The following is a 25243-nucleotide window of genomic DNA, read 5'->3' on the forward strand; positions in this document are numbered from 1 at the left end:
TCGTTTGCGACGTCGCTATGCACGTGTCTTAGGGCCTCACAGCGAAATCCGGCAGGCGGTAGCAACCGGGTGGTTACGGTGTAGGCATCCAGCGGCTTGTCGCCACAAGCGTCGATGACGTAGCCACACGCCCTTTCGGCGGCACGATGGAAAGTGACCGGACGCCCTGCCCCCTTGTGCTTGAGATACAAGGCCATGCCCTCGGACAAGGTGATGGGGCTGGAGATCGTCTCGACCTCGGGAACACCTGCCGTGGCAGCTCGAGGATCACGCTGTAGCCGGAGCATGTGCTTGCCGGGCAATTCCTTGAACTGCGACCGCAGATGAAACCAGTACTCGTCCAGCTGGTCGGCTGCTCGTCTGGCTCTGGCTTCGGCGATCCGGTCTGACCTGGTACGCAAGGAAAAGGCGATGCGAGGCGATGTGTATTGGGTTTTCAACTCGGTCGGGATGCGACGGCTGAAGTAATAAATCCCTGACTTCAGATACGTGAACGCGGGCGAATTGGTCTCCGACATGGTTTACGGCCCCAGGCAACTGCAAGAAGCTGATGCGAAACCAATGCGTTAGCCGAAATAGTGGTGCCCGGGGGCGGAATCGAACCACCGACACGAGGATTTTCAATCCACTGCTCTACCCCTGAGCTACCCGGGCACGGGAGAACGCGACGCGTTCGGGTGGAGGCCTTCTATGGCGATCCGAACAGGCTGTCCAGAGCCTTTTCGCACAAAAATTCAGTGCGGTGGAGAAGAGCGCCGCTCAAGCTCGTCCAGCGCCTCGTCGGCATCCTCGGGATCGTCCGAGGGGATGGCGTAGCTGCCCCGCATCCATCGGCCAAGGTCGATATCCGCGCAGCGTTTCGAGCAGAAAGGGCGGAACTTCGGATCGGTTTTCTCAGCGCAGATCGGGCAGCTCATGCGGGCCTCCAGTCCAGTCGGGCGCGGGCGCGGTGGCGGCTGAGCTCCAGGTGACCAAGGGGCGTCCAGCCGATAAGGTTGGTCTCGATCGAATCGGCGCGCAGGGCCTTCTGCAGCGCGCCCTCGAGCTGCCGGCGGTCCTTCTTGGCCATGGGGGCGAAGTCGATCACCACCTGGCCGGCAAGGCCACGCAGGCGCAGCAGGCGCGGCAGTTCGCGGGCCAGCGCGATGTTGGCCTTGAGACCGGCGGCGGGGGAGGTGTCGGCGCCGGTATTGACGTCCACGGCGACCAGTGCGCGGGTGGGCTCGACATAGGCATAGGCGCCGCCGCCCAGCGACACCTCGGTGCGCAGGGCGTGCGCCACGTCATCAAGCAGCGTGGGGTCGGAGAGCACGTCTTCGCCCTGGATCACGTTGCCTTCGGGCCAGTCGCGCCAGGCGATGGCATGGGGCCCGTCGCCTTCCAGCAGCAGTTCGGCAGAGCGGCTGTCGTCGGAGAGGATCTGGGCGGCCACGTCGCGCATCTCGGCGATGTCGGCGGCGATGGCGTGGTCCTCCGCATCGACGCAGGCCGAGCGCAGGATCAGGCCCATCTCGGCCCCGTCCATCACCTCGTGCGCGATCTCGAGCAACTCGTCCCGCCGCGCCTCATCCCGGATCGCGCGCGAGACGTTCAAACCGGGCGCATCGGGGGTGACGATGGCATAGCGGCTCTTGAACAGCAGCCGGGTGGTGACGGGGATGGCCTTGCCTTCCTCGGCGTAGCCGGTGACCTGCACCAGCAGCGGCTGCCCGGGGCTGAGGCCCTTGACCTGTTTCAGGAAGACCGACCCGTCGGGCGTCTTGCAGAACATGCCGCCCTGCCCTTTCACGGGGCGGTCGGCGATGGCGCGGTAGATCGAGCCGGGGCGCGGGGCGTCCGTGTCGATCAGAAGGTCCTCTATCCGCTTGCCGTCGCGCAGCAGGGCAGCCTCGCGCCCGTCGATCTGGCCAAGAAAGATGTCGATGCTCATGGTGTGTTCCATAGCGGGTAGCCGGCCGCGCCCAGCAGCATGGCGGTCTCATGCAGCGGCAAGCCGACGATGGCGGAATGAGAGCCCTGCACCCAGGGAATGAAGGCCGCGAAGGGCCCCTGGATCGCGTAGCCGCCGGCCTTGCCGCGCCAGTCTTCGGTGGCGATGTAGGCGTCGATCTCTTCGGCGGAAAGTGCCTTGACCCGCACCGCGCTTTCCACGTCGCGCTGCCAGGTCTTGTCGCCGCGCTTGACGGCCAGCGCCGTCACGACGCGGTGGCGCCGCCCCGAGAGCAGGGCAAAGAAGGCGCGCGCCTCCTCCGCATCGGCGGGCTTGCCGAGGATGCGCCGGCCGACGGCAACGGTCGTATCGGCCGACAGCACGATATCGTCGGGGTCATCGACCTGCACCGCCTGCGCTTTCTCAAGCGCCATGCGGGCACAATAGGGGCGTGGCCGCTCCCCCTTGATCGGCGTTTCGTCGATGTCGGGCGGGCGGATGGCGTCGGGCTGAATGCCCAAGACCCCCAACAGCTCAAGCCGTCGGGGGCTGCCTGATCCCAGGACAAGTTTCACTGGGATTTCAGTTACCTGAAGCGGTAGTTGATCCGACCCTTGGTCAGATCGTAGGGGGTCATTTCGACCTGCACCCGGTCGCCAGCCAGAACACGGATGCGGTTTTTTCGCATCTTGCCTGCCGTATGCGCGATGATTTCATGGCCGTTCTCGAGTTCGACCCGGAAAGTCGCGTTGGGCAGGAGTTCCTTCACGACACCAGGGAATTCGAGAGTATCTTCCTTGGCCATGTTGTCTCCGTCCGTAGATTTCCTGTGCTGCTCTGCAGCGCGCTCTTAAATGGGCGCATCGGCCCCGATAATCAAGGCTCAATCACCTGAGGGCGACATTTGTGATCGCACCGTCACGCGGAACCTGTTCGTCCCAATGGCGGCGGTTCAGCACCACCCCGTCGGCGCGCACATGAGCGATGGCCGCACGGTCGATGGTGGCATAGGTCCAGCCGGCGTGATTCAGCCCGCCCGAGGCGATGATCCCGTCCTCGGGAAAACCGGTGTCGGGCGGGCCGAAGACGCCACCCCGGCCGGTGCCTTCCTCGATCCCGTAAAGATCCGGGTGGCCGTTGATCAGCGAGGACATGATTGTCACGCATTGCGATTCCAGCGCCCGGGCCCGGGCGCCGATGCGCACGCGGGTGTGGCCGGCCAACGCCTCGGTCACCGAGGGGATCAGCAGCAGCTCTGCCTCGGCCAAAGCCCTGCCCAGAAAGGGAAATTCACTGTCATAGCAGATCAGGACCGAGATCTTGCCAAGCGCGGTGTCGAAGAGTTTCAGCGGCCCGCCCCCGGCGATCCCCCAATCCTCCCGCTCGAACCGGGTCATGATCTGCTTGTCTTGGTGGTCGATCGCACCCGAAGGGGCGACGAAATGGGCGCGGTTCACGTAAACCCCGTCCACGTCCACCGGGCCAGAGCCCATCAGGATGTAGACGCCATGTTCTTGCGCCAGCCGGGCATGCAGGGCGCAGGCCTCCGGCATCCGGTCCGAGGCCGCGCGCAACGCGCCGTCCCGGTCGGACGAGACCTCGACCCCGGCAAGGCTGGCAAGCTCCAGCGCCGCGTATTCGGGGAACACCAGCAGCTGGGCACCCTGCCCCGCGGCCTCTTCGACCCATGCGGTGATTCGCGATTCGTATGTGGCCCAGTCCGGAAGGAAGGCGGGCGGATAGGCGGCGGTGGCGATCTTGATCCGGCTCACAGGTCCCTCATCCAGAATTGCAGCGGTTTCTCGGTCTGCTCGCTATCACCGACGTCGGTCCACTTGAACTTTGCCACGACGCCGGGCAGCGGCGCGTAGCCCCGCTTGCGCCAGAACGGGTCGAGCGGGGCGTAATCGGCCGGCCTCTCGGGGTGATCCTCGGGCCGGATCACGCCGCAAAAGGCTGCATGCTTGCGCCCCAGCGCCCGGGCATGGGCCTCGCGCGCATCAAAGAAGGCATGGCCGACGCCCTGCCCCCGATAATCCGCCAGCAACACGCTTTCGGCGCAGTAGAAGATATCTTCCAGCGGCACGCCGACACCCGCGAAGGGCGCGGCGAAATCGCTGGCATGATCCTCCATCGGCGTGCCGGTGGCCGCGCCGACCAGCTTGACCCCGTCGAAGGCGCCGACCAGCACGGCCCGGTCGCTGTCGCGGTAGGCCTGCAGGTAGTCCCGCTCGTACGCGAGCGAGCCGTCATAGAGATACGGAAAGGCGCGAAAGACCGTGATCCGCAGCCGCGCCACGTCATCCAGCGCAGCGTCCAGCGCCGCGCCGGTCAGGACACGGGTCGTCACGCTCATGACGAGACCTGGGCCGTCCAGTCCGCGAGGTTGTAATAGGTCACGACGCGGGTGATCTTGCCGTTCTCGAGCGAAAAGAACGACCCGGCCGGCAGGCGGTAGCTCTGGCCATGTGCTTCGGGCAGGCCCTCGTCGGTCACAAGATAGGTGCCGTTCACGATGAACTCGGCCGCCGCGCGGGTGCCGCTGTCGTCCTGGAACAGCACCATGTCGGTCAGGTTTTCGCGGTAGCAGCGCGCCATGTGATCGCAGAAGGCCCGGAACTTGTCCTTGCCCATGCGCACCTGGCCCTCGTTGACATGGTGGGCCACGTCGTCGGACAGGCAGTCCAGCATCCCGTCGATGTCGCCCGCGTTGAAGGCGTCGAAGTAGCGGCGGATCGTTTCGGTCATTCTGCCTCGCTCGGCGGGCCGAAGCGGCGCGCCATCTGGTCGGTTATCTGGTCGCGGGTCTGGCGATAGGCCCTGAGCTTGATGTCGCGATCTTCGCCCATCCCCGTCGGATCCATGATCGGCCAGTACTCCACGGTCAGGTGGTAGTAGCGTGTGAGGTCCAGCGCCCGCCGTTGCGAGGCCGGAGACAGGGCCACGATCAGGTCGAAGGAGGAAAGCCCCTCGCCCTCTTCCTCGAGCTCGTCGAAGGACCGCGACCGGTGTCGGCTCAGCTCTACCCCGACCTCCTTGCAGGCGGCGATGGCGAAACCGTCGATTTCGAGGTCGTTCACGACGCCCACCGACTGCACGTAGGTGTCGGTGCCGTACCGCTGCTTCATCAGTCCCTCGGCCATGGGCGAGCGGACCGCGTTGTGGTCGCAGCAGAACAGGATCGACTGGGGGAGGTTGCCCAAGGTCAGCCCCCGAAATGCAGGACGCAGATCAGGGTAAAGAGACGCCGGGCAGTGTCGTTGTCGACCTCGGCCTTGCCGTCCAGCCGTTCGGCCAGCACGCGCGCGCCCTCGTTGTGGATGCCGCGACGGGCCATGTCGATGGTCTCGATCTGGCTGGGCGGCATGGTCTTGACCGCGTCGTAATAGCTTTCGCAGATCTGCCAGTAATCCTTGACCACCTGCTTGAAGGGCGACAGCGACAGGTGGAACTCGGCCGCCTTTTCGGCCGCATCCGTGGTCACGTCGAAGACCAGCCGCTTGTCGCGGATCGACAGGGCCAGCCGGTAGGGACCGGGCGGCACGATGCGGTCGTCCCGCTTGGGCAGGGAAAAGGAATTCTCCTCGAGCAGATCGAACATGGCGACCTTGCGCTCCTGCTCGATCTCGGGTGTCGGCGGCGGCAGGTTGCGGTCGTCGATCTCGATATGGCTGATGTGGGACATGGCAGCCCCTCCTCGTTGCGCGTGGCACGAGGTTTAGCCGCAACGCAGCATCCGCGCAATGTGACCGTTGGTCTACGAAAGGAACGGACGCGCCGTCATGGTTTCGGCCACCGGCGCGCCGAGCCGCGAAAGGATCGTGGGCGCCAGCTGCAGCTGGTCGATCACGCTGTCCTGCTCCGGGCCTGTCGCGGGCCCGAAGTAGTAGAGCGCCGTCTCCTGCTGCAGGTCGTCATGCCCGCCATGGTGGCCCCGCGCGTCCTGCCCGTGGTCGGCGGTCACGATCACCTCGTATCCCATCGCCCGCCAGCGCGGGATGAAGGGGGCCAGCATCTCGTCCATCACCGCGCAGGCATGGTCCATCTCATGGCAGTCGTGGAAGAACCGGTGCCCCATGCTGTCCAGCGTGCAACTGTGCAACATGCCGTAGTCGAGCCCCTTGCGCTGGCACAGCATGGTCAGCGTAGCGAACAGGTCCACGTCGGACGGCGTCATCTGGTTGATCCGACCATAGCCCGTCATCGTGTGGAACCGGCCGTGGTTGATCGTGTCGCTCTCGTGCTCATCGTATTCCATGTCGCGCACCAGGTCGAAGGGCGCGCGGTTGAAGAGGGTGGACCAGAAGGAATGCCCCACGGCCCCGGTGACCTTGCCCGCACGACGCGCCTGAGCAAAGACATCGGGCTGGCTCACCCGGAAGACGTTGCCATTGCCGGTGCAGCCATGCACCTGCGGGCTGACCCCGGTGTGGATCGAGGCATAGCACGAGGCCGAGATCGACGGCAGTACGGACCGGTGGGTGAACCGCTGCGCCTCGCCCGCCTGCACCCAGCCCTCGAGATTGCCGAAGAGCCGGTGGAAGTTCCGCCTGGGCACCCCGTCGAGGATGATCAGAAGCAGTTTGCCAGACATGTGCACACCTCGGGCGTCGGGGTTGGTGGAGGGGTCAGGACGCCTCCGGCGGGCATATTTGGTGAAAGATGAAAGCAGGGGTGCGCGCAAACTTGCGCTGCTGATCCCTCTTCATCTTGCCCATAAACTCCCGCCGGAGGCATTGAAATCTAGTGTCCCGCGCTTTCCATCCTGCGGTGTTCGATGACCTCTTCGAGCCAGCCCAGCTTCATCTCGGGGACCGAGCTCAGCAGCAGGTCGGTGTAATCGTCGAACGGGGGCGACAGCACCTCGGACTTGGTGCCGTAGCGGACCACCCGGCCCTTGTACATAACCGCGATGCTGTCCGCGATGGCGCGCACCGTCGCCAGGTCATGGGTGATGAACAGGTAGGCCACGTCCTCGCGTTTCTGCAGGCTGAGCAGCAGCTTGAGGATGCCATCCGCCACCAGCGGGTCGAGCGCCGATGTCACCTCGTCGCAGATGATCAGCTTGGGGTCGGCGGCGAGCGCGCGGGCGATGCAGACGCGCTGCTTCTGCCCGCCCGAGAGCTCGGCCGGGTAGCGGTCGATGAAGCCCTCGCCCAGTTCGATCTCGTCCAGAAGCTCGATGATGCGTTGACGTTTCGCCTTGCCCTTGAGGCCGAAGTAGAACTCGAGCGGGCGGCCGATGATGGTGCCGACGGTCTGGCGCGGGTTCATCGCAACGTCGGCCATCTGGTAGATCATCTGCAGCTCGCGCAGGTCCTCGCGCGACCGGGACGGCATGTCGGGGCTGAGGGTGCGGCCGGCGAAGATGATCGAGCCCTCGCGCGGCGGCAGCAGCCCGGTGATGACCCGTGCCAGCGTGGATTTACCCGACCCCGATTCGCCCACCACGGCCAGCGTCTGGCCGGGGTGCAGGTCGACGTTGATGGTCTCGAGCACGTCGAACCTGGTGCCCGAGTAGCGCGCGGTCACGCCCTCGACCCGCAGCACCGGTTCGGGCGTCGGCTGCTTTTCCTCGTGCTCGATCGAGCGGACCGAGACCAGCGCCTGGGTATATTCTTCCTGCGGGTTGTTGATGATCTGGTCGCAGGTGCCATATTCGACCGTCTTGCCGCCCCTCAGCACCATGATCTCGTCGCTGACCTGCGCCACCACCGCGAGGTCATGGGTGATATAAAGCGCGGCGACGCCAGTGTCGCGGATCGCGTCCTTGATCGCCGCCAGCACGTCGATCTGCGTGGTCACGTCCAGCGCCGTCGTCGGCTCGTCGAAGATCACCAGGTCCGGCTCGGGGCAGAGCGCCAGCGCCGTCATCGCCCGTTGCAGCTGCCCGCCCGAGACCTGGTGCGGGTAGCGGTTGCCGAAGGTTTCGGGCTCCGGCAGGCCGAGCTTGTGGAACAGGGTCACTGCCCGCTCCTCGGCCTCGCGCTTGGAGCAGCGGCCATGGGCCAGCGCGGCCTCGGTGATCTGCTCCATCAGCTTCTTGGCGGGGTTGAAGGCGGCGGCGGCGGATTGCGCCACATAGGTCACCTCGGCCCCGCGGATGGCGCGCATCTTGCCGCCGCGCAGGGGGCGGATGTCGCGGCCGTTCAGCAGCACTTCGCCCCCGGTCAGGCGCACGCCGCCGCGGCCGTAGTTCATCGCCGACAGGCCGATGGTGGACTTGCCGGCCCCGGATTCGCCGATCAGCCCCAGCACCTTGCCCTTTTCCAGCGTCAGCGAGACGCCGTCGACGATGGTGATCTCCTGCGGGGGCTCGCCGGGCGGATAGGCCGTGGCGCCGATCTTCAGGTTCTTGATCTCGAGAAGCGTATCAGCCACCGCGGCCTCCTTTCAGGGACGTGGTCCGGTTCAGCACCCAGTCGGCCACGAGGTTCACCGAGATCGCCAGCGTGGCGATGGCGATGGCCGGGACGAGCGCGGCGGGGATGCCGTAGATGATGCCGTCCTTGTTTTCCTTCACGATGCCACCCCAATCCGCGGCGGGCGGCTGAATGCCAAGGCCGAGGAACGACAGCGTCGACACGAACAGCACCATGAAGATGAAGCGCAGGCCCATCTCGGCCACCAGCGGCGACAGGGCGTTGGGCAGGATCTCGCGGAAGATGATCCAGCCCCGGCCCTCGCCGCGCAGACGCGCCGCCTCGACAAAATCCATGACGTTGATGTCCACGGCGACGGCGCGGGCCAGGCGGTAGACGCGGGTGCTGTCCAGCAGGCCCATGACCAGCACCAGCACCGGCAGCGTGACCGGCATGACCGACAGCACCACAAGGGCGAAGATCAGCGTCGGGATCGACATGATCAGGTCGACGAAACGCGACAGCGCCTGGTCGGCCCAGCCGCCCAGCACGGCTGCCAGCAGGCCCAGCACGGCCCCGGTGGTGAAACTCAGCACCGTCGCGGCGGCGGCGATGAAGATCGTCGTGCGCCCGCCGTAGATCATGCGGCTCAGCAGGTCGCGGCCGATGTTGTCGGTGCCCAGCCAATGCTCTGCGCTGGCCGGCTCCCAAACGCCGCCGACCACTTCGGCCATGCCGTAGGGGGCGATGAGCGGCGCGAAGATCGCCGCGAGGAAGTAGAGCGCGGTAAAGAAAAGGCCGACCGCGGCGGCAAAGGGAACTCTCATGCGCCGCTCCGTTCGCTTTGTGTCCGGGTCATTTGGGATGCCTCAGCCGCGGGTTCGACAGGATCGACACGATGTCGGCCACAAGGTTCAGCCCGATGTAGACGGCGGCAAAGATCAGCCCGCAGGCCTGCACCACCGGCACGTCGCGCTTGCTCACATGGTCGACCAGGTACTGGCCCATGCCGGGATAGGTGAAGACGACCTCGATCACCACGACGCCGACCACGAGATAGGCGAGGTTCAGCATGACCACGTTGACGATCGGCGCGATGGCATTCGGGAAGGCATGCCGCCGGATGATCGTGAACATCGACAGGCCCTTCAGTTCGGCCGTCTCGATATAGGCCGATTGCATCACGTTCAGGATCGCGGCGCGGGTCATGCGCATCATGTGCGCCAGCACCACCAGCGTCAGCACGGCGACCGGCAGCGCGATGGCATGCAGCTTGGCGCCCAGGCTCATGCCGTCATAGATGGTCGATACCGAGGGCGCCCAGCCCAGTTGCACCCCGACAAAGAACATCAGCACGTAGCCGATCAGGAATTCAGGCACCGAGATCGAGGCCAGCGTCACCGCCGAGATCAGCTTGTCGGGCCAGCGTTCGCGGTAGCGCACGGCCAGCAGGCCAAGGAAGATGGCCAGCGGCACCGACACCAGCGCCGCCCAGAAGGCAAGGAACAGCGTGTTGCCCATGCGCGTCCAGAGCTGGCCCGCGATGTCCTGTCCGGAGGTGAGCGCGGTGCCAAGGTCCCCGGTCAGCGCGCCGCCCAGCCAGTCGAAATAGCGGCTGAGGGCGGGTTCGTTCAGGCCCAGCTCGGCGCGCAGGTTGGCCAGCGCCTCGGGTGTCGCGGATTGGCCGAGGATGGATTGTGCCACGTCCCCCGGCAGGATCTGCGTCCCCGCGAAGATCAGGATCGAGACGAGGAAGAGCAGGAGGAGGCCCAGCGCGATGCGCTGGGCCAACAGTCGTGCGATCGGGCCCATGTCAGGCGGCGACCCACATCTTCATGGGCGCGTAGAAGTTGTTCAGCTCGAAGCCGACCTTGGCATCTTCCCAGCCCGCGACGCGGTTGGTCACGCCGTCGACGAAGTCGTTGAACATCGGGCAGATCAGCCCGCCGTCGTCATGGACCAGCATCGACATCTCGGCGTACATCGCGGTCCGCTTCGCCTCGTCCAGCTCGGCGCGGGCGGCGAAGAGCAGCTCGTCGAAACGATCGTTGAAGAAGCGGGTGTCGTTCCAGTCCGCCGTCGACAGGTACGCGGTCGAGAACATCGAATCCTGCGTGGGACGGCCGCCCCAGTAGCTGGTGCAGAAGGGCTGGGCGTTCCAGACCTCGGACCAGTAGCCGTCGTTCGGCTCGCGCTTGATGTCCAGCGTGATGCCGGCCGCGGCCGCCGATTGCTGGAACAGCGCCGCCGCGTCGGGCGCGCTGGGGAAGGAGTTGTCCGAGGTGCGCAGCAGCACCGGGCCGTCATGGCCGGACTTGTCGAAGTGGAACTTGGCCTTGTCCGGATCGTAGGTCCGCTGCTCGAGCGGGGTATAGAGCGGGTAGGACGAGTTGATCGGGGTGTCGTTGCCGACCGAACCGTAGCCGAAGAGGATCTTTTCGACCAATTCCTCGCGGTTGATGGCGTATTTCAGCGCCAGCCGCAGGTCCTTGTTGTCGAAGGGCGCCGTGTTGCAATGCATGATGAACACGTAATGGCCGGGGCCCGAGGTCGTCTTGATCTCGATGTTCGGCGCGCGGGCGACAAGGCCGGCGGTGCGCGGCGGCACGCGGTTGACCATGTCGACCTGGCCCGATTGCAGCGCGGCCATACGGGCGGTGTCGTCGTTGATGACGATCAGCTCGATGGTCTCGGCATGGCCGTAATCGCCCCAGTAATCATCGCGCTTGGACGCGACGAAGCGGACGCCCATGTCCACCTCCTGCAGGACGTAGGGCCCGGTGCCGATGGCGGCGGCCGGGTCGTCCTTGCCGCCGTTCGGCTGGATCATCAGGTGGTAGTCGGTCAGCAGGTACGGCAGGTCGGCGTTCGGCGCGTCCAGCTCGACGATGAAGGTGTCGCCCTCGACCGACATGCCGGCGATGCCGCGCATGATGCCCAGCGCGCCCGACTTGGTGTCCTCGCCCGAGTGGCGCTCCATCGTGGCCAGCACGTCCTCGGCCGTCACGGTCTTGCCGTTCGAGAAGGTGATGCCCGGACGCACCTTGAAGCGCCAGATCTTGGCATCGGGCGAGCTTTCCCAGCTTTCGGCCACCTTGCCCTCGAGCCCGCCCTGCGGGTGCAGCTCGACCAGCGGCTCACCCCAGAGACGGTTCACGGTGCTGGCCGTCGCGTTGGCGGCCACCGCCGGGTCGAGGCTGTCCGAGGACGCGCCGCCCTGGATACCGACCTTGATCGTGCCGCCCTTCTGCGGACCGGCGGCCTGCACGGCGCTGGCCAGCAGGGTGCCCGCGGTGGCGGCCGTCAGGCCCAGCGCAGCGGTGCGGCCCATGAATTCGCGGCGCGACACGAGGCCCAGTGCTGCACGTTTCTTGAGATAATCGAGATAGTCGGACATTGAGATCTCCCTGATCCTGTCGGTTGCCTGTTGCGGCATTTTTTCTTGACTGATGAGTCAACAATGCCGATTGAAGCCCGGTCTTCAACCAAAATTTTGCCGAAAGTGAGCATTTGATCGCTTTGTGGGCACGTATGCAGGATACCGCCGGCGCGAATCGTGCAGATGACACCGGCCGCCCGGTCACAGCATGTCGCGCGGGATGTCTTCGGTCACGGGGCGGCGATACACCTCGCGGTCATTCTCGTAAGCGATGAGCTCGCCGCGCAGGTAGAAGGTGGTCGCGTCCGACCACATTTCGGCATGGGTTTCGGTGCGGGTCTGCCAGTCGCCCCGGCCGTTCGTCTCGGTCCAGTGGGTGCGGCCGCGCGCGGACAGCGGGTCATCGGGGTGGATCGTCCACCATTCCCGCGCGACCCCGCCCGATTCCAGCCCGTGGTCCTTGTCGCGCCGGGCGCCGAAATCGTCGACGATTTCCAGCGTGATTTCGCCCGTGCCCATGTCGGTGACGACCCGGCGCGCGTTCTGCGCCGGGCGCAGTTCCTCGGTCTGCCAGGGGGTTGCGGCGTCGGGTTCGGGAAAGCTCCGCTGGTCCGCCTCCACCGCCTCGACCGTGGGCAGGTCGAGATGCCCGGACTTGACCGTCAGCGTGGCCGCCTCGGGCGCGGGCCAGATCAGCGGCCAGTAGGTATTCGAAACGGCCACGCGCAGCCGGTGCCCGGCGGGCACGCGGTAGGCGATGTGGTCAAGCTCCAGCGCGATCTCGACCGTCTCGCCCATGGGCAGCGGGGACGGCGTTGCGTGGCTGTCGCGATGCGCGAGGTTCAGCACGCCATAGGTGATCCGGGTCGCGGCGCCGTCGGGGTGCACGTGGTTCAGCCGGATCGCCACCTGCCCCAGCGGCTTGTCCGATTGCAGGCGCAGCGTGACGCGTGGCGCACCGCTGATGTCCACGCCCCGTTCCAGCGGCAGGCTGTCCCAGCAGGCCGATTTCGCATCGTCCACCCGCTGGTCGCCGGGCATTTCCGGCCCCAGCCAGATCGCGCAATATTCGCCCGACGCGGCCCCGGTGTCCTGCGGCGAGGCGACCAGCACGTCCAGAGGCGCCGGCGTCGGCCCCAGCCGCCCGGCCGCGCCCAGGTGCAGGCGCTGCGGTTTCGGCGCGGGATCGGCCAGCCAGCGCCCCGGCCGTTCGGTATACCAGGTCGCGGGGCGCACGCCGTCCATCATCCAGACGGTATAGGCCGGGTCATCCGCCACGCCGCGCTCCTCGCCCTTGAGCCACTGGGCCCACCAGCGTTCGGCCACCTGCAGGAAACCGATGCGCGGCTCGGGCACGGCGAAATGCGGGTACTTGTGCACCCAGGGGCCGACGATGCCCTGCACCGGGGCCGAGAGGTTCTCGACCAGCGTCGGCACGGTGTTCTTGTAGCTGTCGCCCCAGCCGCCGATCGCCAGCGTGGCCGCTTGAATCGCGCTGAAATCCTCGCAGACGGACCCGTGCTGCCAATAGGTGTCGCGGTGCTGGTGGCGCAGCCAGGTCGCGGCAAGGAAGGGCTCGGCCTCGAGCCGTTGCATCCACATCTCGCGCCATTTGTCGCCCACCAGCGCCGGGTCCGGCGGGCGCGAGGAATAGGCCCACATGGTGCTGCCCCAGCCGAGATTCTCATTCAGCAGGCAACCACCCTTGTAATGGATGTCGTCGGCAAAGCGGTCGGCGGTGGAACAGAGCGTGATGATCGCCTTCAGCGCCGGTGGCCGCAGCGCCGCGACCTGAAGCCCGTTGAACCCGCCCCAGCTGATCCCCATCATGCCGACATTGCCGTTGCACCACGGCTGCTTTGCGGCCCAGGCGATCACCTCGCAGGCGTCCGACAGCTCCTGCGCGGTGTACTCATCCTCCATCAGCCCGTCGCTGTCGCCATTGCCGCGCATGTCCACGCGCAGGCAGGCATAGCCGCGCTTGGCGAACCACGGATGGGTCAGCGCATCGCGGGCACAGGTCCCGTCGCGCTTGCGGTAGGGCAGGTATTCCAGGATCACGGGCACCGGCGCGTCGCCGGCATCGGCCGGGATCCAGGTGCGGGCAGAGAGGCGACAGCCATCGGACAGGGTGATCCCCATGTCGGCCGTCTCGACGATGTCTCGCAGATCGGTCTTGCTCATGGGCGAAGTGGTGCGCGATGCGGCCCCCGGCGTCAAGCGCTGGCGGGCGGCAGGTCCTCGGCCAGCGCCTCTGCCAGGGCGCTGCGCACGGCGCGTACGCGGGCCGAGCCGGCCATGTCCGCCTGGCAGGCCACCCAGAGCGGGATCGGAAAGTCCGGCATCTCGCCGCCCCAGCGGGCCATGCGGGGGTCGGGGTCGCCCAGCATCGACGGCAGCCAGGACCGGCCCAGCCCCGCCGCCACCATTTCCCGCAGCACCTGGAAGCTGTCGGCCCCCGGACCGATGTCGCCGGCCGACACGTCGCGGGTAATCCAGGCGGCCGGCGCGCTTTGCCCCAGCGGCCCCTCGAGCGCCAGCCAGCGGTCCGGCGCGCCGGGCGTCGTGTAGACGCCGAACCGCAGCTCTCCGGCGGCAGTACCGACCAGGCCCTCGGGCAGGCGCATGGCCGGGCGCACCGTCACGTCCACCCCCGCGCGGGTATAATCCAGCGCCACGTTCGAACAGATCAGCGACAGCCGCAGCTCGGGGAACCTTGCCTGCACCGCCGCCACGGCGCGCGGCAGCACGGTCTGGCACAGCGTGTCGGTCGAGGTGATCCGCACCGCGCCGCGCGGCTCGGCCCCGCCGCCGCCCATCAGTCGGTCGACCGAGAGGGCCGCGAACTCGGCATCGCGCACCGCCTCGATCACCGCCTGCCGCTCGGGCAGCACGGTGTAGCCCGAGGCATGGCGCGCGAACAGCGGCTCTCCCTGCCGGTCCTCGAAGGCGGCGATGCGCCGGATCACGGTGCCATGGGTTACACCCAGCCGCCGTGCCGCGGCGCTGACACTGCCCGTATCGGCCACCGCCAGCACGAAACGCAGGTCATCCCAATTGCCCTGGTCCATCCGCCTCACCTGTCAAGAAATCACACAACCCTGCTTTGTTTTCGAGAATATGCGGCATTTCCTGACAAGGCTATCCTGCGGGCATTCACATCTCAGCCATCTCAGCAACGGAGTGCTCTCATGAAAGCCCGCTTTACCTTCGGCCTCGCCGCCGTCCTGTCGATCTCCGGCCTGGTCGGCGCGGTCGTCGCCGACAGCCATGTCGATCCGGCCATTGCCGGCGCCATCAAGGCCCGGCAGGCGCAGATGACGCTCTATGCCTTCAACCTCGGCACGCTCGGCGCCATGGCGCGCGGCAACGCCCCCTATGACGCAGAGGCCGCCACCGCCGCCGCCACCAACCTGCAGGCGCTGACCGGGCTCAACGCCTCGGCGCTCTGGCCCGCCGGATCGGATTCCGAATCGGTCGACGGGACCAGGGCCCTGCCCGCCCTGTGGCAGAACTTTCCCGACGTGATCGAAAAGGCGCAGGCCACCAAGGCGGCTGCCGATGCAATGGTCACCGCCGCCGGAACCGACCTCGCGGCGCTGCAAGGGGCCATGGGGGCGCTTGGCGGGGCTTGCGGCGACTGCCACAAGGCCTACCGTCTTCCCGACGAGTGACCCCAAGGGCGCCGGCCGGCCAGGGACGCGGCCGGCCGGCGCCGCCAAACGCAGGAGCCCCCCATGCGCATTCACCGATGGCTGATCTTTTTTGCCCTTGTCGGCATCGCCGTCTACTGGGTCGTCACCCGGCCCACACGGGTCGATGCCGCGGCCATCGCGGGGCTCGAGGAAGACGTTGCGCGCGGCGAGACGGTGTTCTACGCCGCCGGCTGCGCCTCGTGCCACGCGGACGAGACTGCGCAGGGCGAAGCCAAGTTGCAGCTGGGGGGCGGTCAGCACTTCCCGTCGGACTTCGGCACCTTCACCGCGCCCAACATCAGCCCCAGCACCGAGCACGGGATCGGCAGCTGGACGCGCGAGCAGTTCGTGACGGCGGTCACGCAGGGCGTCTCGCCCGAGGGGCAGCATTACTACCCCGCCTTCCCCTACACGACCTACACCAGGATGGAGCTGGCCGACGCCGTCGCGCTTTACGGCTTCATGAAGACCCTGCCGGCGGTGGAGACCCCCAGCCAGCCGCACCAGGTCTCCTTCCCCTTCGACATCCGCCGCAACCTCGGCGGCTGGAAGTTTCTATTCATGTCCGATGACTGGGTGCTCGACGGCGACCTGACGCCGGAACAGGAACGCGGCCGCTACCTGGTCGAGGCGATGGGCCATTGCGCCGAATGCCACACCCCGCGCAACGCTCTGGGCGGCATGCAGATGGCCAGCTGGATGGGCGGCGCGCCGAACCCGGCGGGGCGCGGCAGCTTTCCGAACATCACTCCCGGAAAATTGACTTGGTCCGAAGGCGACATCGCTGCGTATCTAGAGTCAGGCTTCACCCCGGAATTCGACTCCGCCGGTGGCCACATGGCGCTCGTGGTCGAGAACACCGCCCAGCTTGCGCCCGAAGACCGGGCGGCCATCGCGGCCTATCTCAAGGCGATCCCGCCCGTGGACGGCTGACGCATTCCGCGTCCGCCGGGATTTGGGAGGACGTGGAATGACAAGAATGAAAGCGCAGGATTTCGACCAGCGGCTGCTGGAAATGTATGACGGCTACGTGCATGGCAAGATGTCCAAGCGCGACTTCCTCGCCGGCGCCGGGCGCTACCTGGCCGCCGGCGTGACCGCCGCCGCCGCGCTCGAGGCGCTGCAACCGAACTACGCGCTGGCCCAGCAGGTGGCGCCCGACGATCCCGACATCGAGACCTGGCGCCAGACCTATTCCAGCCCCGACGGGCATGGCGAGATCACCGGCCTCATGGCCCGTCCTGCCGGCGCGACGGAGCCGCTGGGCGCGGTGCTGGTGGTGCACGAGAACCGCGGCCTCAATCCCTACATCGAGGATGTCGTGCGCCGCGTGGCCAAGGCCGGCTACCTCGCGCTTGGCCCCGACGGTCTGTCCCCGCTTGGCGGCTATCCCGGCAATGACGACGAGGGCCGCGAGATGCAGCGCAGCCTCGACGGTGCCAAGCTGATGGAGGATTTCTTTGCCGGCTTCACCTACCTTCAGGGCCACGAGATGTCCTCGGGCCGCGTCGGCGCCGTCGGCTTCTGCTACGGCGGCGGGGTCTGCAACGCGTTGGCGGTGGCGATGCCCGACATGGCCTGCTCGGTCCCGTTCTACGGCCGCCAGGCGGATGCGGCGGACGCGGGCAAGATCAACGCTCCGCTGCTGCTGCATTACGCGGGCCTCGACGAACGCATCAACGCCGGCTGGCCCGCCTTCAAGGACGCGCTGGACGCCGCCGGCACGCCCTACGAGGCGCATGTCTACGAAGGCGTGAACCACGGGTTCCACAACGACACCACGCCCCGCTACGACGAGGCGGCGGCCAACCTCGCCTGGCAGCGCACGCTGGACCATTTCGCCGCCCACCTGAGCTGACTTAGGCGGGCTTGGGTCGGCCCACCACGCGCTCCCTCCTCCCCGTGCGGGGAGGAGGACAGGAGGAGGGGCCCGGGGTCATGGCTGCGCGAAAGCGCAGTCCGCGGGATCAATCGCCGCCCGCGCCCTGCCCGCACTTACGCGTTGTCTGCGCCGCGCTTCGGCTTATTCGTTGTCTGCGCCCAGCTTGGACTTATTCGTTGTCTGCGCCGAGCTTCGGCGACGGCCGGTCGAACCGCAGATCCGCCCCCGACATGCGGATGGGCGAGCGGACACCGGGGATGCCCTCGGCCTCGATCCGCATCCCCCGCGCCTGCACCTGCGGGTCGGCAAAGACCTCGCCGAGGTCGTTGATCGGCCCGGCGGGGATGCCCTGCGCCTCGCAGGCGGCCAGCAACGCGGCCTTGGCCATCTTGCGCGTCTCGCCCTCGAGCCGCGCGATCATCGCCTCGCGATTGGCCACCCGGTCGCGGTTCTTGAGGTAATCGGGATGCTCGGCCATCTCCTCCAGCCCCAGCACGCCGCAAAGCCGCCTGTACTGCGCATCATTGCCCGTCGCGATGATGATATGCCCGTCCGAGCATTCGAAGACCTGGTAGGGCGTCAGGTTCGGATGGTAGTTCCCCGTCCGCGCCGGCGGCGTCCCGGTCGACAGGTAATTCATCGCCTGGTTCGCGGTCACCGCCACCGCCGTATCGAGCAGCGCCATGTCGATGTGCTGGCCCTTGCCCGTTGCATGCCGCTGGTGCAGCGCCGCCAGGATCGCGGTCACGGAATAGACGCCGGTGAAGATGTCGGTGATCGCCACGCCGGCCCGTTGCGGCGCGCCGTCCGGCTCGCCCGTGATCGACATGAGGCCCGACATGCCCTGGATGATGTAATCATACCCCGCCCGGTGCGCGTAGGGGCCATCCTGCCCGAACCCGGTGATCGAGCAATAGATCAGCCCCGGGTTCAGCGCCGACAGGCTGTCGTAATCGAGCCCGTATTTCGCCAGCCCCCCGACCTTGAAGTTCTCGATCAGGATATCGGCCTCAGCCACCAGGTCGCGCACCTTCGCCTGCCCCTCGGGCGTGCGGAAATCGACCGTCACGCTGGCCTTGCCACGGTTGCAGGAATGGAAATACGCGGCCGAGGTATCGCCCTCGCGCGCGATGAAGGGCGGGCCCCAGGCGCGGGTGTCGTCGCCCTCGGGGCTTTCGACCTTGATGACCTCGGCGCCGAGGTCCGACAGGGTCTGACCGGCCCAGGGGCCGGCCAGGATTCGCGCCAGTTCGACGACCTTCAGGCCAGAAAGGGGGCCGCTTCCGGCCGCCATTACTCGCCCAGCTTCTCGTCCAGAAGCTCGGAGAAGTCAGCGTAGTTCATGTTCGAATACTTGGTGCCGTTGATCACGAAGCTGGGGGTCGAATTGATCCCGTCCCGCGTCGCGTTCTCCTGGTACCAGGCGACGAGGGTGCGCAGCTGGTCCTGGTCCTGCAGGCAGGCCTCCAGCTCCTCGTTCTCGATCCCGGCCAGCAGGCCGATCTTGCGCAGGGCGTTGGCGATGCCCAGCTCGCTCGATTCCCGGGCCCAGTCGGACTGGCCCTTGTACATCAGGTCGGTGATGCCAAAGAACTTCTCGGGGCCGCCGCAACGCGCGATCATCGAGGCCCACATGCCGTACTTGTCGAAATAGACCTCGCGGAAGACGAACTTGATCTTGCCGCTGTCGATGTAATCCGCCTTGAGCTGCGGATAGACATTCTGGTGGAAGTTGGCGCAATGCGGGCACGTGTACGACGCGTATTCGATCACCTCGACGGTCGCATCCGGGTTGCCCTGGAACATCTCGGTGATGGTCGAGGTATCGATCTCGCCGGCTTCCTGCGCATTGGCGGCCATGGGCGATACCGGCAGGTTGCCGGACCCCTGGGTCATGTACCAGGCGCCGCCGAGTGTCAGGGCAACCGCGGCCGCGGCGAGGGACGTGAGTCGGATCATGTGAAGCCTTTCAGGAGTCATTTTCGTGTCTTGGTGTATACGTTGCGGGCCAGCGTCTCGAGCGCGCGGCGCAACCCTTCGTCGGCGACACCCTCGGCCGTCTCGGCCGCGGCCGCCACAACTTCGGGCGGGGGTGGCGGCGGGGTGTCATCGGCCCTGCGATGGGCGAAACTGACCTGCCCCTCGGCAAAGCCGACCGGGGCGGTCTGGGTGATCCGCACCCGCGCGATCGCGTTGTAGCCGTAGGCGGCGTTGACCCGCGCGCGCAGCTGGTCCTTCTGCATCTCGAGCATCGGCGCCATCGGCCCGGTGGTCAGCACCACCAGCGTCGCACCGAACCCGCCGCGGCCATAGCTCACCTCGACCGGGCGGGCCATGGCGGCAAGATCCTCGCCCACCACCTCGGGCCAGTGGGTCAGCAGCCGCGACACCGCGAACCCGCGCGTCTCGCCCGCCTTGCGGATCTGCGCCTGCAACAGGCTGTCCGTCTTGGCAAAGCCGTAGGTCGTGGTGCGGCGCTTGGGGCCTTTGTGACCCAAGGGGGCCGGAGGGCGGGGCGGCATGTCTTGTCCTTTGCTGTCGGATGCTATTCTAGAGAAGCAGGCGGGCCACGCCAGTCAATTGCAGGGACGAGGGGCATAAACATTGCGTGAAACGGCGCGAGCAGAGGAGCTGCTGGACTGGTACGACCGGCACGCGCGGGTGATGCCCTGGCGCACCGGCCCCGAGGCACGGCGCGCGGGCGAGCGGCCCGACCCCTACCGTGTCTGGCTTTCCGAGATCATGCTGCAGCAGACCACCGTGGCGGCGGTCAAGGACTACTTCCGCCGTTTCACCGAGCGTTGGCCGACCGTGCATGCGCTGGCTGCGGCCGAGGATGCCGACGTGATGGCCGAATGGGCCGGCCTTGGCTACTACGCCCGCGCCCGGAACCTGCTGAAATGCGCCCGCGCGGTGGTGGCGCAGGGCGGGGTGTTCCCGGACAGCCGCGAGGGGCTGCTGGCCCTGCCGGGCGTCGGCCCCTACACGGCAGGCGCCGTGGCCGCCATCGCCTTCGACCGGCCCGAAGTCGTCGTGGACGGCAACGTGGAGCGGGTCATGGCCCGGCTGCATGACGTGCACGAACCGCTGCCGAAAGCCAAGAAACCCCTGACCGAGTTGGCCGCCGCGATGACGCCACAGGCGCGCCCCGGCGACTACGCCCAGGCGGTGATGGACCTGGGCGCCACGATCTGCACCCCGCGCAGCCCGGCCTGCGGCATCTGCCCCTGGCGCGATCCCTGCCTCGCGCGCGTTCGCGGTACGGCGGCCGAACTGCCGAAGAAGGCACCGAAAAAGGCCAAGCCGATCCGCCTGGGCATCGCCTATGTCGCGCGCCGCGAGGACGGCGCCTGGCTGCTCGAACGCCGCCCCGACAGCGGCCTGCTGGGGGGCATGCTCGGCTGGCCGGGGTCGGACTGGAGCGAAGAGCCCCCGGCCGAGTCCCCGCCGCTGGACGCCGATTGGCGCGACCTCGGCGCCGAGGCGCGGCATACCTTCACCCATTTCCACCTGCGCCTCGCGATCCGCGTGGCGCTGGTCCCCGCGGGGACCGAGCCCGCGCGCGGCCAGTTCCTGCCGCCCTCAGCCTTCCGCCCCAGCGACCTGCCCACCGTGATGCGCAAGGTCTTTGACCTTGCGCAAGGCAGCTTTGCCGATCCCGCCCGAGACTGGTAGGATCGCGCAAACACGGCCCCGAGCGAGGCAGAGCAATGGCGGCAAGCAAAGACATCGGGCGGCTCGGCGCGGCCCTTCCCTATTTCCTGTCCTTCCTGCTGGTGCCGCTGATCTGGGCGGTCGCTTGGGTCGGCGGCTGGTGGGTGCTGCTGGTGCCGCTCGCCGCCTGGTACCTCTTCGCGGGCGGGGACGCGGTGCTTGGCCTGAACCTTGCCAACCCCGACCCGCTGACCGACGACTCGCGCCTCGTCTGGTACAAGCTCGGCACCTGGATCTGGCCGGTTCTGCAGTTCGGCACGCTCTACGGGCTGATCTTCTACGCCGCGCGGGCCGATCACCTGGGGTTCTGGGAGGTCTTCGGCCTCTTCTTCGGCATGGGCGTGATCTCGGGCACGGTCGGCATCGTCTTTGCCCATGAACTCATGCACCAGCGGAACCGGTTCGAACGCTGGCTGGGCGACATCCTCATGTCGATGGTGCTTTATTCCCATTTCCGGTCCGAGCACCTGCTGGTCCACCACCGCTATGTCGGCACCCCGCGCGACCCGGTCACGGCGCGGTTCAACGAAGGGTTCTGGAAGTTCTATCCCCGCGTGCTGCGCGAAAGCTGGCAGTCGTCCTTCCGGGCCGAGGCGGAGCTGCTGGCCCGCAAGGACCTGCCCTGGACCCACCCCCGCAACCCGTTCTGGCGCTACTGGGGCCTGCAGGCGCTGTTCCTCGTGCTGGCGCTGGTGGCTGGCGGCTGGGCGGGGCTTGCGATGTTCCTGCTGCAGGCCGGCACGGCGATCTGGCAGCTGGAAATCACCAATTACGTCGAGCACTACGGGCTCACCCGCAAGCACCTGGGCGACGGGAAATACGAACACGTCCAGCCGCGCCATTCGTGGAACGCGGCGCAGACGGCGACGAACTGGCTGCTGATCAACCTGCAGCGCCATTCCGACCACCACTACAAGCCCGACCGGCGGTTCCCGCTGCTGCAAACCTATTCCGAGGCCGAGGCGCCGCAGCTGCCGCACAGCTACATGATCATGACCATGGTCGCGATGTGGCCCGCCCGCTGGCGCCGGGTGATGAACCCCCGCGTGCGGGCCTGGCGGGCGGCCTATTACCCCGAGATCACGGATTGGCTGGCATATAACCACGCGCGGAATCCGATGCCTCGGTGAGGGGGCAGTGGGGTGAAACCCCACCCTACATCATTGCGGCAGGTGCGGTCTTGGAACGAGGGCCCCTGCGCGGAACAAAGGCCTCAAGCCGCCGCGCATCATGCCGGAGGCATGTCTCCGACATGACGGGCCGCGGTGCGGCGATCCGATTGTTGTGTTTGGCACTTTATCCCGGCCAAGTCCGCAAGACCTTCGAACGGAGCGCCCAGCCCAGCCAAATCGCAGTGCCGGGGGGCGGCGTCATGCCGAGGGCACGCTTCCAGCATGACGATGCGCGGCGGCCTGCGGCCTCGATTCCGCGCTGGTGCTTCATGTCGAGCGGAACATCGCCCCCGCCTCACACCCCCAGCGCCGCCTCGATGCCCGCGCCCACCTGCAACAGCGCCTCTTCCCCGAACGCCCGCCCCATGGCCATCAGCCCGCAGGACGGCACCCCGGTCGGCAGCGTCAGCGCCGCCAGCCCCATCAGGTTCCCGATCCGCGTGTTGCGCAGGGTCAGCAGGTTGGCGGTCTTGTAATAATCGTCGTCCTTCATCAGCCGCGCCACGTTCGGTGGCAGGTTCGGCGTGGACGGCACCAGCACCGCGTCGAACCCGGCCATCGCCTCGGCCCAGTCGGCCCGCGCCCGGTCGAGCGCCTGCCATCCCGCGACAAAGTCCGGCCCGGTGACGCTCGCCCCGCCCCGGAACCGCTCGAGGATCGCCGGGAACATCTTCTCGGGCGCGGCCTCGATCACGTCCTTCCAGGTGCCATAGGCCTCTGTCGCGAACAGCACCGGCGACAGGTCCATCGCCGCCGGCAGCATCGGCGCGTCGACATCGACCAGCCGGTGCCCGGCCTTCGAGAGCCGCTTGCAGGCGCTCTCGAAGGCGCTTGCCACCTCCGGCGCCAGGTCCTCGAGCGCGCAGGTCTGCAGCATGCCCAGCCGCAGCGGGCGCGGCGGCGCCAACTGCACCGGCCTGGTTCCCTCGAGCGCGGCCAGCAGCAACGCGGCATCCTCGACACTGCGCGCCAGCGGCCCCACCGTGTCGAACCGCGCGCAGAGCGGCACGACGCCCGCCAGCGACACCCGTCCCGAGGTTGTCTTGAGCCCCACGAGGTCGTTCCAGGCCGCCGGCACCCGGACCGACCCGCCGGTGTCCGACCCGATCCCCGCCGCCGCCAGCCCGAAGGCCACGGAGGCCGCCGCGCCCGAGGAGGACCCGCCCGACACCGCGTCGTGGTCGTTCACGCAGGGCGAGGTCGCCGTGACCGGGTTCAGCCCGAGGCCGGAAAACGCCAGTTCGGACAGGTGGGTCTTGCCAAGGCAGACGAGGCCCATCGATGTTGCGACCCGCAGCACCTCGGCATCGCGCTCCGGCACGCGGCCGGCCAGCAGGGCGGACCCGGCCTCGGTCGCGACGCCGGCGCTGTCGAAAAGGTCCTTCCACGACACCGGCACGCCATCCAGCGGCGACAGGCGCTGGCCGTCGGCGGCGCGCTTCGCGGCCGCCCGCGCCTCGGCCATTGCCCGGTCGCGGGTCATGCGGGCATAGATCCGGTCGCGGAATGGATGCGCTTCGGCGGCACCCAGATAGGCCTCGCACAGGGCCACCGGGTCGATCCGCCCCGCCCCGATCCCGCGCCCCAGATCGGCCGCGGTCATTGTCAGCCATTCGTCCATGGCACCCTCCTGGCTTTTGGCGGACGGTAGCGGCACGGCGGCGCATGGACAATCCCGCGCCGAGGCGCATATTGCGCCTCATGACCCGGACACAAGACATCCTGATCGTCGGCGGCGGCCTCAATGGCCCCACGCTGGCGCTGGCCCTGGCCCGCGCGGGCCTCACGGTCACCGTGATCGACGCCCAGCCCGCCGCCCCTCGCCTGGCGGAGGATTTCGACGGCCGCGCCTATGCGCTGGCGCTGGCGTCCCAGCGCCTGCTGGACCGGCTGGGGGTCTGGGCCGGAATCGCGGACAATGCCCAGCCGATGCTCGAGATCAAGGTCACGGACGGGCGGGCGGGCCAGGGGCCGTCGCCCTTCTTCATGCATTTCGACCATGCCGAGATCGAGGAAGGCCCGATGGGCTACATGGTCGAGGACCGGTTCCTGCGCCGCGCCCTGATGGACGCGATGGAGGCCGCGCCGGGCGTGACCCTGCGCCACGGCGCCCGTGTCGCCGCGCAGGAGGTGACCGAGACCGGCGTCACGGTGACGCTCGGGGACGGCGAGGTGCTGTCGGCCCGCCTGTTGATCGGCTGCGACGGACGGCAAAGCGGAACCGCCGCGCGGGCGGGGATCCGGCGCACCGGCTGGGATTACGGCCAGACCGCGCTGGTTTGCGCCATCGCGCATGAAAAGCCCCATGGCGGCGTGGCGCACCAGTTCTTCATGCCACCCGGGCCGTTGGCAATCCTGCCGCTGCCCGGCAACCGGTCGTCCATCGTCTGGAGCGAGACCCATGCCAATGCCAGTGCGATCATGGGGCTGGAAGAAGCCGGCTACCTGGCCGCGCTGCGGCCGCGCTTCGGCGATTTCCTGGGCGGGATTTCCCTTGCCGGCACGCGGTTCACCTACCCGCTGGGCCTGAGCCTCGCGCAGAGCTTCGTCGCGCCGCGCACGGCGCTGGTCGGGGACGCGGCCCATGGCATGCACCCGATCGCGGGCCAGGGGCTGAACGCCGGGCTGCGCGACGTGGCCGCGCTGGCGCAGGTGCTTGAGGAAGCGCGGCAGCGGGGCGAGGATATCGGGTCGATCCTGGTGCTCGAGCGCTACCAGCAATGGCGCCGTTTCGACACGGCCACGCTGGCGCTGGCCACGGATACGTTCAACCGGCTGTTTTCCAACGACAACCCGCTGCTGCGGATGGCGCGGGACATCGGGCTTGGCGCGGTGAATGCCCTGCCCGGCCTGCGCCGCGGCTTTATCCGCGAGGCGGCGGGCTTGACCGGGGACCTGCCGGCGCTCATGCGATAAGCGGGTTCGGGGGCGCTGCCCCCGCCCGCCCGATGGGCGGACTCCCCCGGAGTTTAACGGCAAGATGAAGGGGGATCAGCGCGTCTGACCGACCGGCGCGCGGGCCGATGGGCGAGAGGGGGCCACCCCCGTCGCACGAGGCGACTCCCCCGGGATAATTTCGGAAAGATGAAGCACGGAAAGCGCCTGCTTT

The 25243-nt window shown here is 67.7% G+C and carries 27 protein-coding genes and 1 tRNA gene; 6 read left to right on the forward strand and 22 right to left on the reverse strand.

The genetic code is table 11. The features are described 5' to 3' along the window. The 18 genes from MF270_RS22565 to MF270_RS22650 all read right to left on the reverse strand — a co-directional run. On the reverse strand, positions 1-518 hold a 518-nt coding region (locus MF270_RS22565; protein WP_336246050.1), incomplete at its 3' end, for a DUF6538 domain-containing protein. A gap of 61 nt (positions 519-579) precedes the next feature. Beyond that, positions 580-654, reverse strand: a tRNA-Phe gene (locus MF270_RS22570). Between the two features lie 80 nt (positions 655-734). Then, on the reverse strand, positions 735-917 hold the full coding sequence (locus tag MF270_RS22575; RefSeq protein WP_238368051.1) for a DNA gyrase inhibitor YacG: 183 nt from the start codon (positions 915-917) through the stop codon (positions 735-737). Beyond that, positions 914-1930, reverse strand: a complete 1017-nt coding sequence (locus tag MF270_RS22580) for a ribonuclease E/G (RefSeq protein ID WP_238368052.1) — start codon at positions 1928-1930, stop codon at positions 914-916. The genes MF270_RS22575 and MF270_RS22580 overlap by 4 nt, the downstream gene beginning before the upstream one ends. Continuing rightward, positions 1927-2505, reverse strand: a complete 579-nt coding sequence (locus MF270_RS22585; protein ID WP_238368053.1) for a Maf family protein — start codon at positions 2503-2505, stop codon at positions 1927-1929. Before MF270_RS22585 ends, MF270_RS22580 begins: the two co-directional genes overlap by 4 nt. Before the next feature lie 11 nt (positions 2506-2516). After that, positions 2517-2735, reverse strand: coding sequence for a translation initiation factor IF-1 (gene infA, locus MF270_RS22590; protein ID WP_238368054.1), 219 nt, complete (start codon positions 2733-2735; stop codon positions 2517-2519). An 82-nt stretch (positions 2736-2817) separates the two neighbouring features. Continuing rightward, complete coding sequence (locus MF270_RS22595) at positions 2818-3693, reverse strand: carbon-nitrogen hydrolase family protein (protein ID WP_238368158.1); 876 nt, start codon at positions 3691-3693, stop codon at positions 2818-2820. Between the two features lie 5 nt (positions 3694-3698). Further along, the gene (locus MF270_RS22600) at positions 3699-4286 is read right to left on the reverse strand and encodes a GNAT family N-acetyltransferase (protein ID WP_238368055.1); all 588 of its coding nucleotides are present in this window, start codon (positions 4284-4286) and stop codon (positions 3699-3701) included. After that, complete coding sequence (locus tag MF270_RS22605; protein WP_238368056.1) at positions 4283-4678, reverse strand: ketosteroid isomerase-related protein; 396 nt, start codon at positions 4676-4678, stop codon at positions 4283-4285. The genes MF270_RS22600 and MF270_RS22605 overlap by 4 nt, the downstream gene beginning before the upstream one ends. Beyond that, positions 4675-5133, reverse strand: coding sequence for an arsenate-mycothiol transferase ArsC (locus MF270_RS22610; protein WP_238368057.1), 459 nt, complete (start codon positions 5131-5133; stop codon positions 4675-4677). The genes MF270_RS22605 and MF270_RS22610 overlap by 4 nt, the downstream gene beginning before the upstream one ends. Before the next feature lie 2 nt (positions 5134-5135). Next, positions 5136-5615 (reverse strand): UPF0262 family protein, encoded by a 480-nt coding sequence (locus MF270_RS22615; RefSeq protein ID WP_238368058.1) that lies wholly within the window; start codon positions 5613-5615, stop codon positions 5136-5138. A 72-nt stretch (positions 5616-5687) separates the two neighbouring features. Beyond that, positions 5688-6524, reverse strand: a complete 837-nt coding sequence (locus MF270_RS22620) for an alkaline phosphatase family protein (protein WP_238368059.1) — start codon at positions 6522-6524, stop codon at positions 5688-5690. A 149-nt stretch (positions 6525-6673) separates the two neighbouring features. Continuing rightward, on the reverse strand, positions 6674-8311 hold the full coding sequence (locus MF270_RS22625) for an ABC transporter ATP-binding protein (protein WP_238368060.1): 1638 nt from the start codon (positions 8309-8311) through the stop codon (positions 6674-6676). Further along, entirely contained in the window at positions 8304-9119 is an 816-nt protein-coding gene (locus MF270_RS22630) for an ABC transporter permease (protein WP_238368061.1), read from the reverse strand. Before MF270_RS22630 ends, MF270_RS22625 begins: the two co-directional genes overlap by 8 nt. Positions 9120-9147: 28 nt before the next feature. Beyond that, entirely contained in the window at positions 9148-10104 is a 957-nt protein-coding gene (locus MF270_RS22635) for an ABC transporter permease (RefSeq protein ID WP_238368062.1), read from the reverse strand. A gap of 1 nt (position 10105) precedes the next feature. After that, positions 10106-11689 (reverse strand): ABC transporter substrate-binding protein, encoded by a 1584-nt coding sequence (locus MF270_RS22640; RefSeq protein WP_238368063.1) that lies wholly within the window; start codon positions 11687-11689, stop codon positions 10106-10108. Between the two features lie 183 nt (positions 11690-11872). Then, complete coding sequence (locus tag MF270_RS22645) at positions 11873-13855, reverse strand: CocE/NonD family hydrolase (RefSeq protein WP_238368064.1); 1983 nt, start codon at positions 13853-13855, stop codon at positions 11873-11875. 32 nt (positions 13856-13887) lie between these two features. After that, complete coding sequence (locus MF270_RS22650) at positions 13888-14742, reverse strand: LysR family transcriptional regulator (RefSeq protein ID WP_238368065.1); 855 nt, start codon at positions 14740-14742, stop codon at positions 13888-13890. A gap of 120 nt (positions 14743-14862) precedes the next feature. On the opposite strand from MF270_RS22650, the gene MF270_RS22655 reads away from it, so the two are divergent. The 3 genes from MF270_RS22655 (at position 14863) to yghX (ending at position 17224) form a co-directional block, all read left to right on the forward strand. Next, a complete protein-coding gene (locus MF270_RS22655; protein ID WP_238368066.1) occupies positions 14863-15345 on the forward strand; it encodes a c-type cytochrome in 483 nt (160 codons plus the stop codon). Positions 15346-15408: 63 nt separating this feature from the next. Next, positions 15409-16299 carry a cytochrome c gene (locus tag MF270_RS22660; RefSeq protein ID WP_238368067.1) on the forward strand — a complete coding sequence of 297 codons (891 nt, stop codon included), beginning with the start codon at positions 15409-15411 and terminating at the stop codon, positions 16297-16299. A gap of 37 nt (positions 16300-16336) precedes the next feature. Beyond that, positions 16337-17224, forward strand: coding sequence for a YghX family hydrolase (gene yghX / locus MF270_RS22665; protein WP_238368068.1), 888 nt, complete (start codon positions 16337-16339; stop codon positions 17222-17224). A gap of 193 nt (positions 17225-17417) precedes the next feature. Here yghX and MF270_RS22670 read toward each other — a convergent pair whose 3' ends face one another. From MF270_RS22670 to MF270_RS22680, 3 genes are read right to left on the reverse strand one after another with little or no spacing between them, the layout of a single operon-like run. Next, positions 17418-18542 carry a CaiB/BaiF CoA transferase family protein gene (locus tag MF270_RS22670; RefSeq protein ID WP_238368069.1) on the reverse strand — a complete coding sequence of 375 codons (1125 nt, stop codon included), beginning with the start codon at positions 18540-18542 and terminating at the stop codon, positions 17418-17420. After that, on the reverse strand, positions 18542-19207 hold the full coding sequence (locus MF270_RS22675; protein ID WP_238368070.1) for a DsbA family protein: 666 nt from the start codon (positions 19205-19207) through the stop codon (positions 18542-18544). Before MF270_RS22675 ends, MF270_RS22670 begins: the two co-directional genes overlap by 1 nt. Before the next feature lie 17 nt (positions 19208-19224). Next, positions 19225-19746: a DUF721 domain-containing protein gene (locus tag MF270_RS22680; protein ID WP_238368071.1), complete on the reverse strand. Its 522-nt coding sequence runs from the start codon at positions 19744-19746 to the stop codon at positions 19225-19227. Between the two features lie 106 nt (positions 19747-19852). Here MF270_RS22680 and mutY point away from each other — a divergent pair, with 106 nt between their 5' ends. After that, complete coding sequence (mutY, locus tag MF270_RS22685; RefSeq protein ID WP_238368072.1) at positions 19853-20923, forward strand: A/G-specific adenine glycosylase; 1071 nt, start codon at positions 19853-19855, stop codon at positions 20921-20923. Positions 20924-20958: 35 nt separating this feature from the next. Beyond that, complete coding sequence (locus MF270_RS22690; protein ID WP_238368073.1) at positions 20959-22092, forward strand: alkane 1-monooxygenase; 1134 nt, start codon at positions 20959-20961, stop codon at positions 22090-22092. Between the two features lie 337 nt (positions 22093-22429). Here the strand turns inward: MF270_RS22690 and MF270_RS22695 are convergent, their stop codons facing one another. After that, the gene (locus MF270_RS22695; protein ID WP_238368074.1) at positions 22430-23755 is read right to left on the reverse strand and encodes an amidase; all 1326 of its coding nucleotides are present in this window, start codon (positions 23753-23755) and stop codon (positions 22430-22432) included. An 80-nt stretch (positions 23756-23835) separates the two neighbouring features. Here MF270_RS22695 and MF270_RS22700 point away from each other — a divergent pair, with 80 nt between their 5' ends. Then, the gene (locus MF270_RS22700; RefSeq protein ID WP_238368075.1) at positions 23836-25050 is read left to right on the forward strand and encodes an FAD-dependent oxidoreductase; all 1215 of its coding nucleotides are present in this window, start codon (positions 23836-23838) and stop codon (positions 25048-25050) included. The last annotated feature ends 193 nt before the right edge of the window (positions 25051-25243 follow it).

It is taken from the genome of Mesobacterium pallidum (assembly GCF_019966535.1).
GTDB lineage: Bacteria > Pseudomonadota > Alphaproteobacteria > Rhodobacterales > Rhodobacteraceae > Mesobacterium > Mesobacterium pallidum.

Excerpts from the sequence above, each read along its gene's own strand:
- MF270_RS22645 (WP_238368064.1), bottom strand. The coding sequence starts at position 13,855 with ATGAGCAAGACCGATCTGCGAGACATCGTCGAGACGGCCGACATGGGG.
- MF270_RS22620 (WP_238368059.1), bottom strand. The coding sequence starts at position 6,524 with ATGTCTGGCAAACTGCTTCTGATCATCCTCGACGGGGTGCCCAGGCGG.
- MF270_RS22630 (WP_238368061.1), bottom strand. The coding sequence starts at position 9,119 with ATGAGAGTTCCCTTTGCCGCCGCGGTCGGCCTTTTCTTTACCGCGCTC.
- MF270_RS22635 (WP_238368062.1), bottom strand. The coding sequence starts at position 10,104 with ATGGGCCCGATCGCACGACTGTTGGCCCAGCGCATCGCGCTGGGCCTC.
- MF270_RS22660 (WP_238368067.1), top strand. The coding sequence starts at position 15,409 with ATGCGCATTCACCGATGGCTGATCTTTTTTGCCCTTGTCGGCATCGCC.
- MF270_RS22580 (WP_238368052.1), bottom strand. The coding sequence starts at position 1,930 with ATGAGCATCGACATCTTTCTTGGCCAGATCGACGGGCGCGAGGCTGCC.
- MF270_RS22675 (WP_238368070.1), bottom strand. The coding sequence starts at position 19,207 with ATGATCCGACTCACGTCCCTCGCCGCGGCCGCGGTTGCCCTGACACTC.
- MF270_RS22605 (WP_238368056.1), bottom strand. The coding sequence starts at position 4,678 with ATGACCGAAACGATCCGCCGCTACTTCGACGCCTTCAACGCGGGCGAC.
- MF270_RS22615 (WP_238368058.1), bottom strand. The coding sequence starts at position 5,615 with ATGTCCCACATCAGCCATATCGAGATCGACGACCGCAACCTGCCGCCG.
- MF270_RS22650 (WP_238368065.1), bottom strand. The coding sequence starts at position 14,742 with ATGGACCAGGGCAATTGGGATGACCTGCGTTTCGTGCTGGCGGTGGCC.
- MF270_RS22640 (WP_238368063.1), bottom strand. The coding sequence starts at position 11,689 with ATGTCCGACTATCTCGATTATCTCAAGAAACGTGCAGCACTGGGCCTC.
- MF270_RS22695 (WP_238368074.1), bottom strand. The coding sequence starts at position 23,755 with ATGGACGAATGGCTGACAATGACCGCGGCCGATCTGGGGCGCGGGATC.
- MF270_RS22600 (WP_238368055.1), bottom strand. The coding sequence starts at position 4,286 with ATGAGCGTGACGACCCGTGTCCTGACCGGCGCGGCGCTGGACGCTGCG.
- infA (WP_238368054.1), bottom strand. The coding sequence starts at position 2,735 with ATGGCCAAGGAAGATACTCTCGAATTCCCTGGTGTCGTGAAGGAACTC.
- MF270_RS22655 (WP_238368066.1), top strand. The coding sequence starts at position 14,863 with ATGAAAGCCCGCTTTACCTTCGGCCTCGCCGCCGTCCTGTCGATCTCC.
- MF270_RS22575 (WP_238368051.1), bottom strand. The coding sequence starts at position 917 with ATGAGCTGCCCGATCTGCGCTGAGAAAACCGATCCGAAGTTCCGCCCT.
- MF270_RS22700 (WP_238368075.1), top strand. The coding sequence starts at position 23,836 with ATGACCCGGACACAAGACATCCTGATCGTCGGCGGCGGCCTCAATGGC.
- MF270_RS22670 (WP_238368069.1), bottom strand. The coding sequence starts at position 18,542 with ATGGCGGCCGGAAGCGGCCCCCTTTCTGGCCTGAAGGTCGTCGAACTG.
- MF270_RS22690 (WP_238368073.1), top strand. The coding sequence starts at position 20,959 with ATGGCGGCAAGCAAAGACATCGGGCGGCTCGGCGCGGCCCTTCCCTAT.
- yghX (WP_238368068.1), top strand. The coding sequence starts at position 16,337 with ATGACAAGAATGAAAGCGCAGGATTTCGACCAGCGGCTGCTGGAAATG.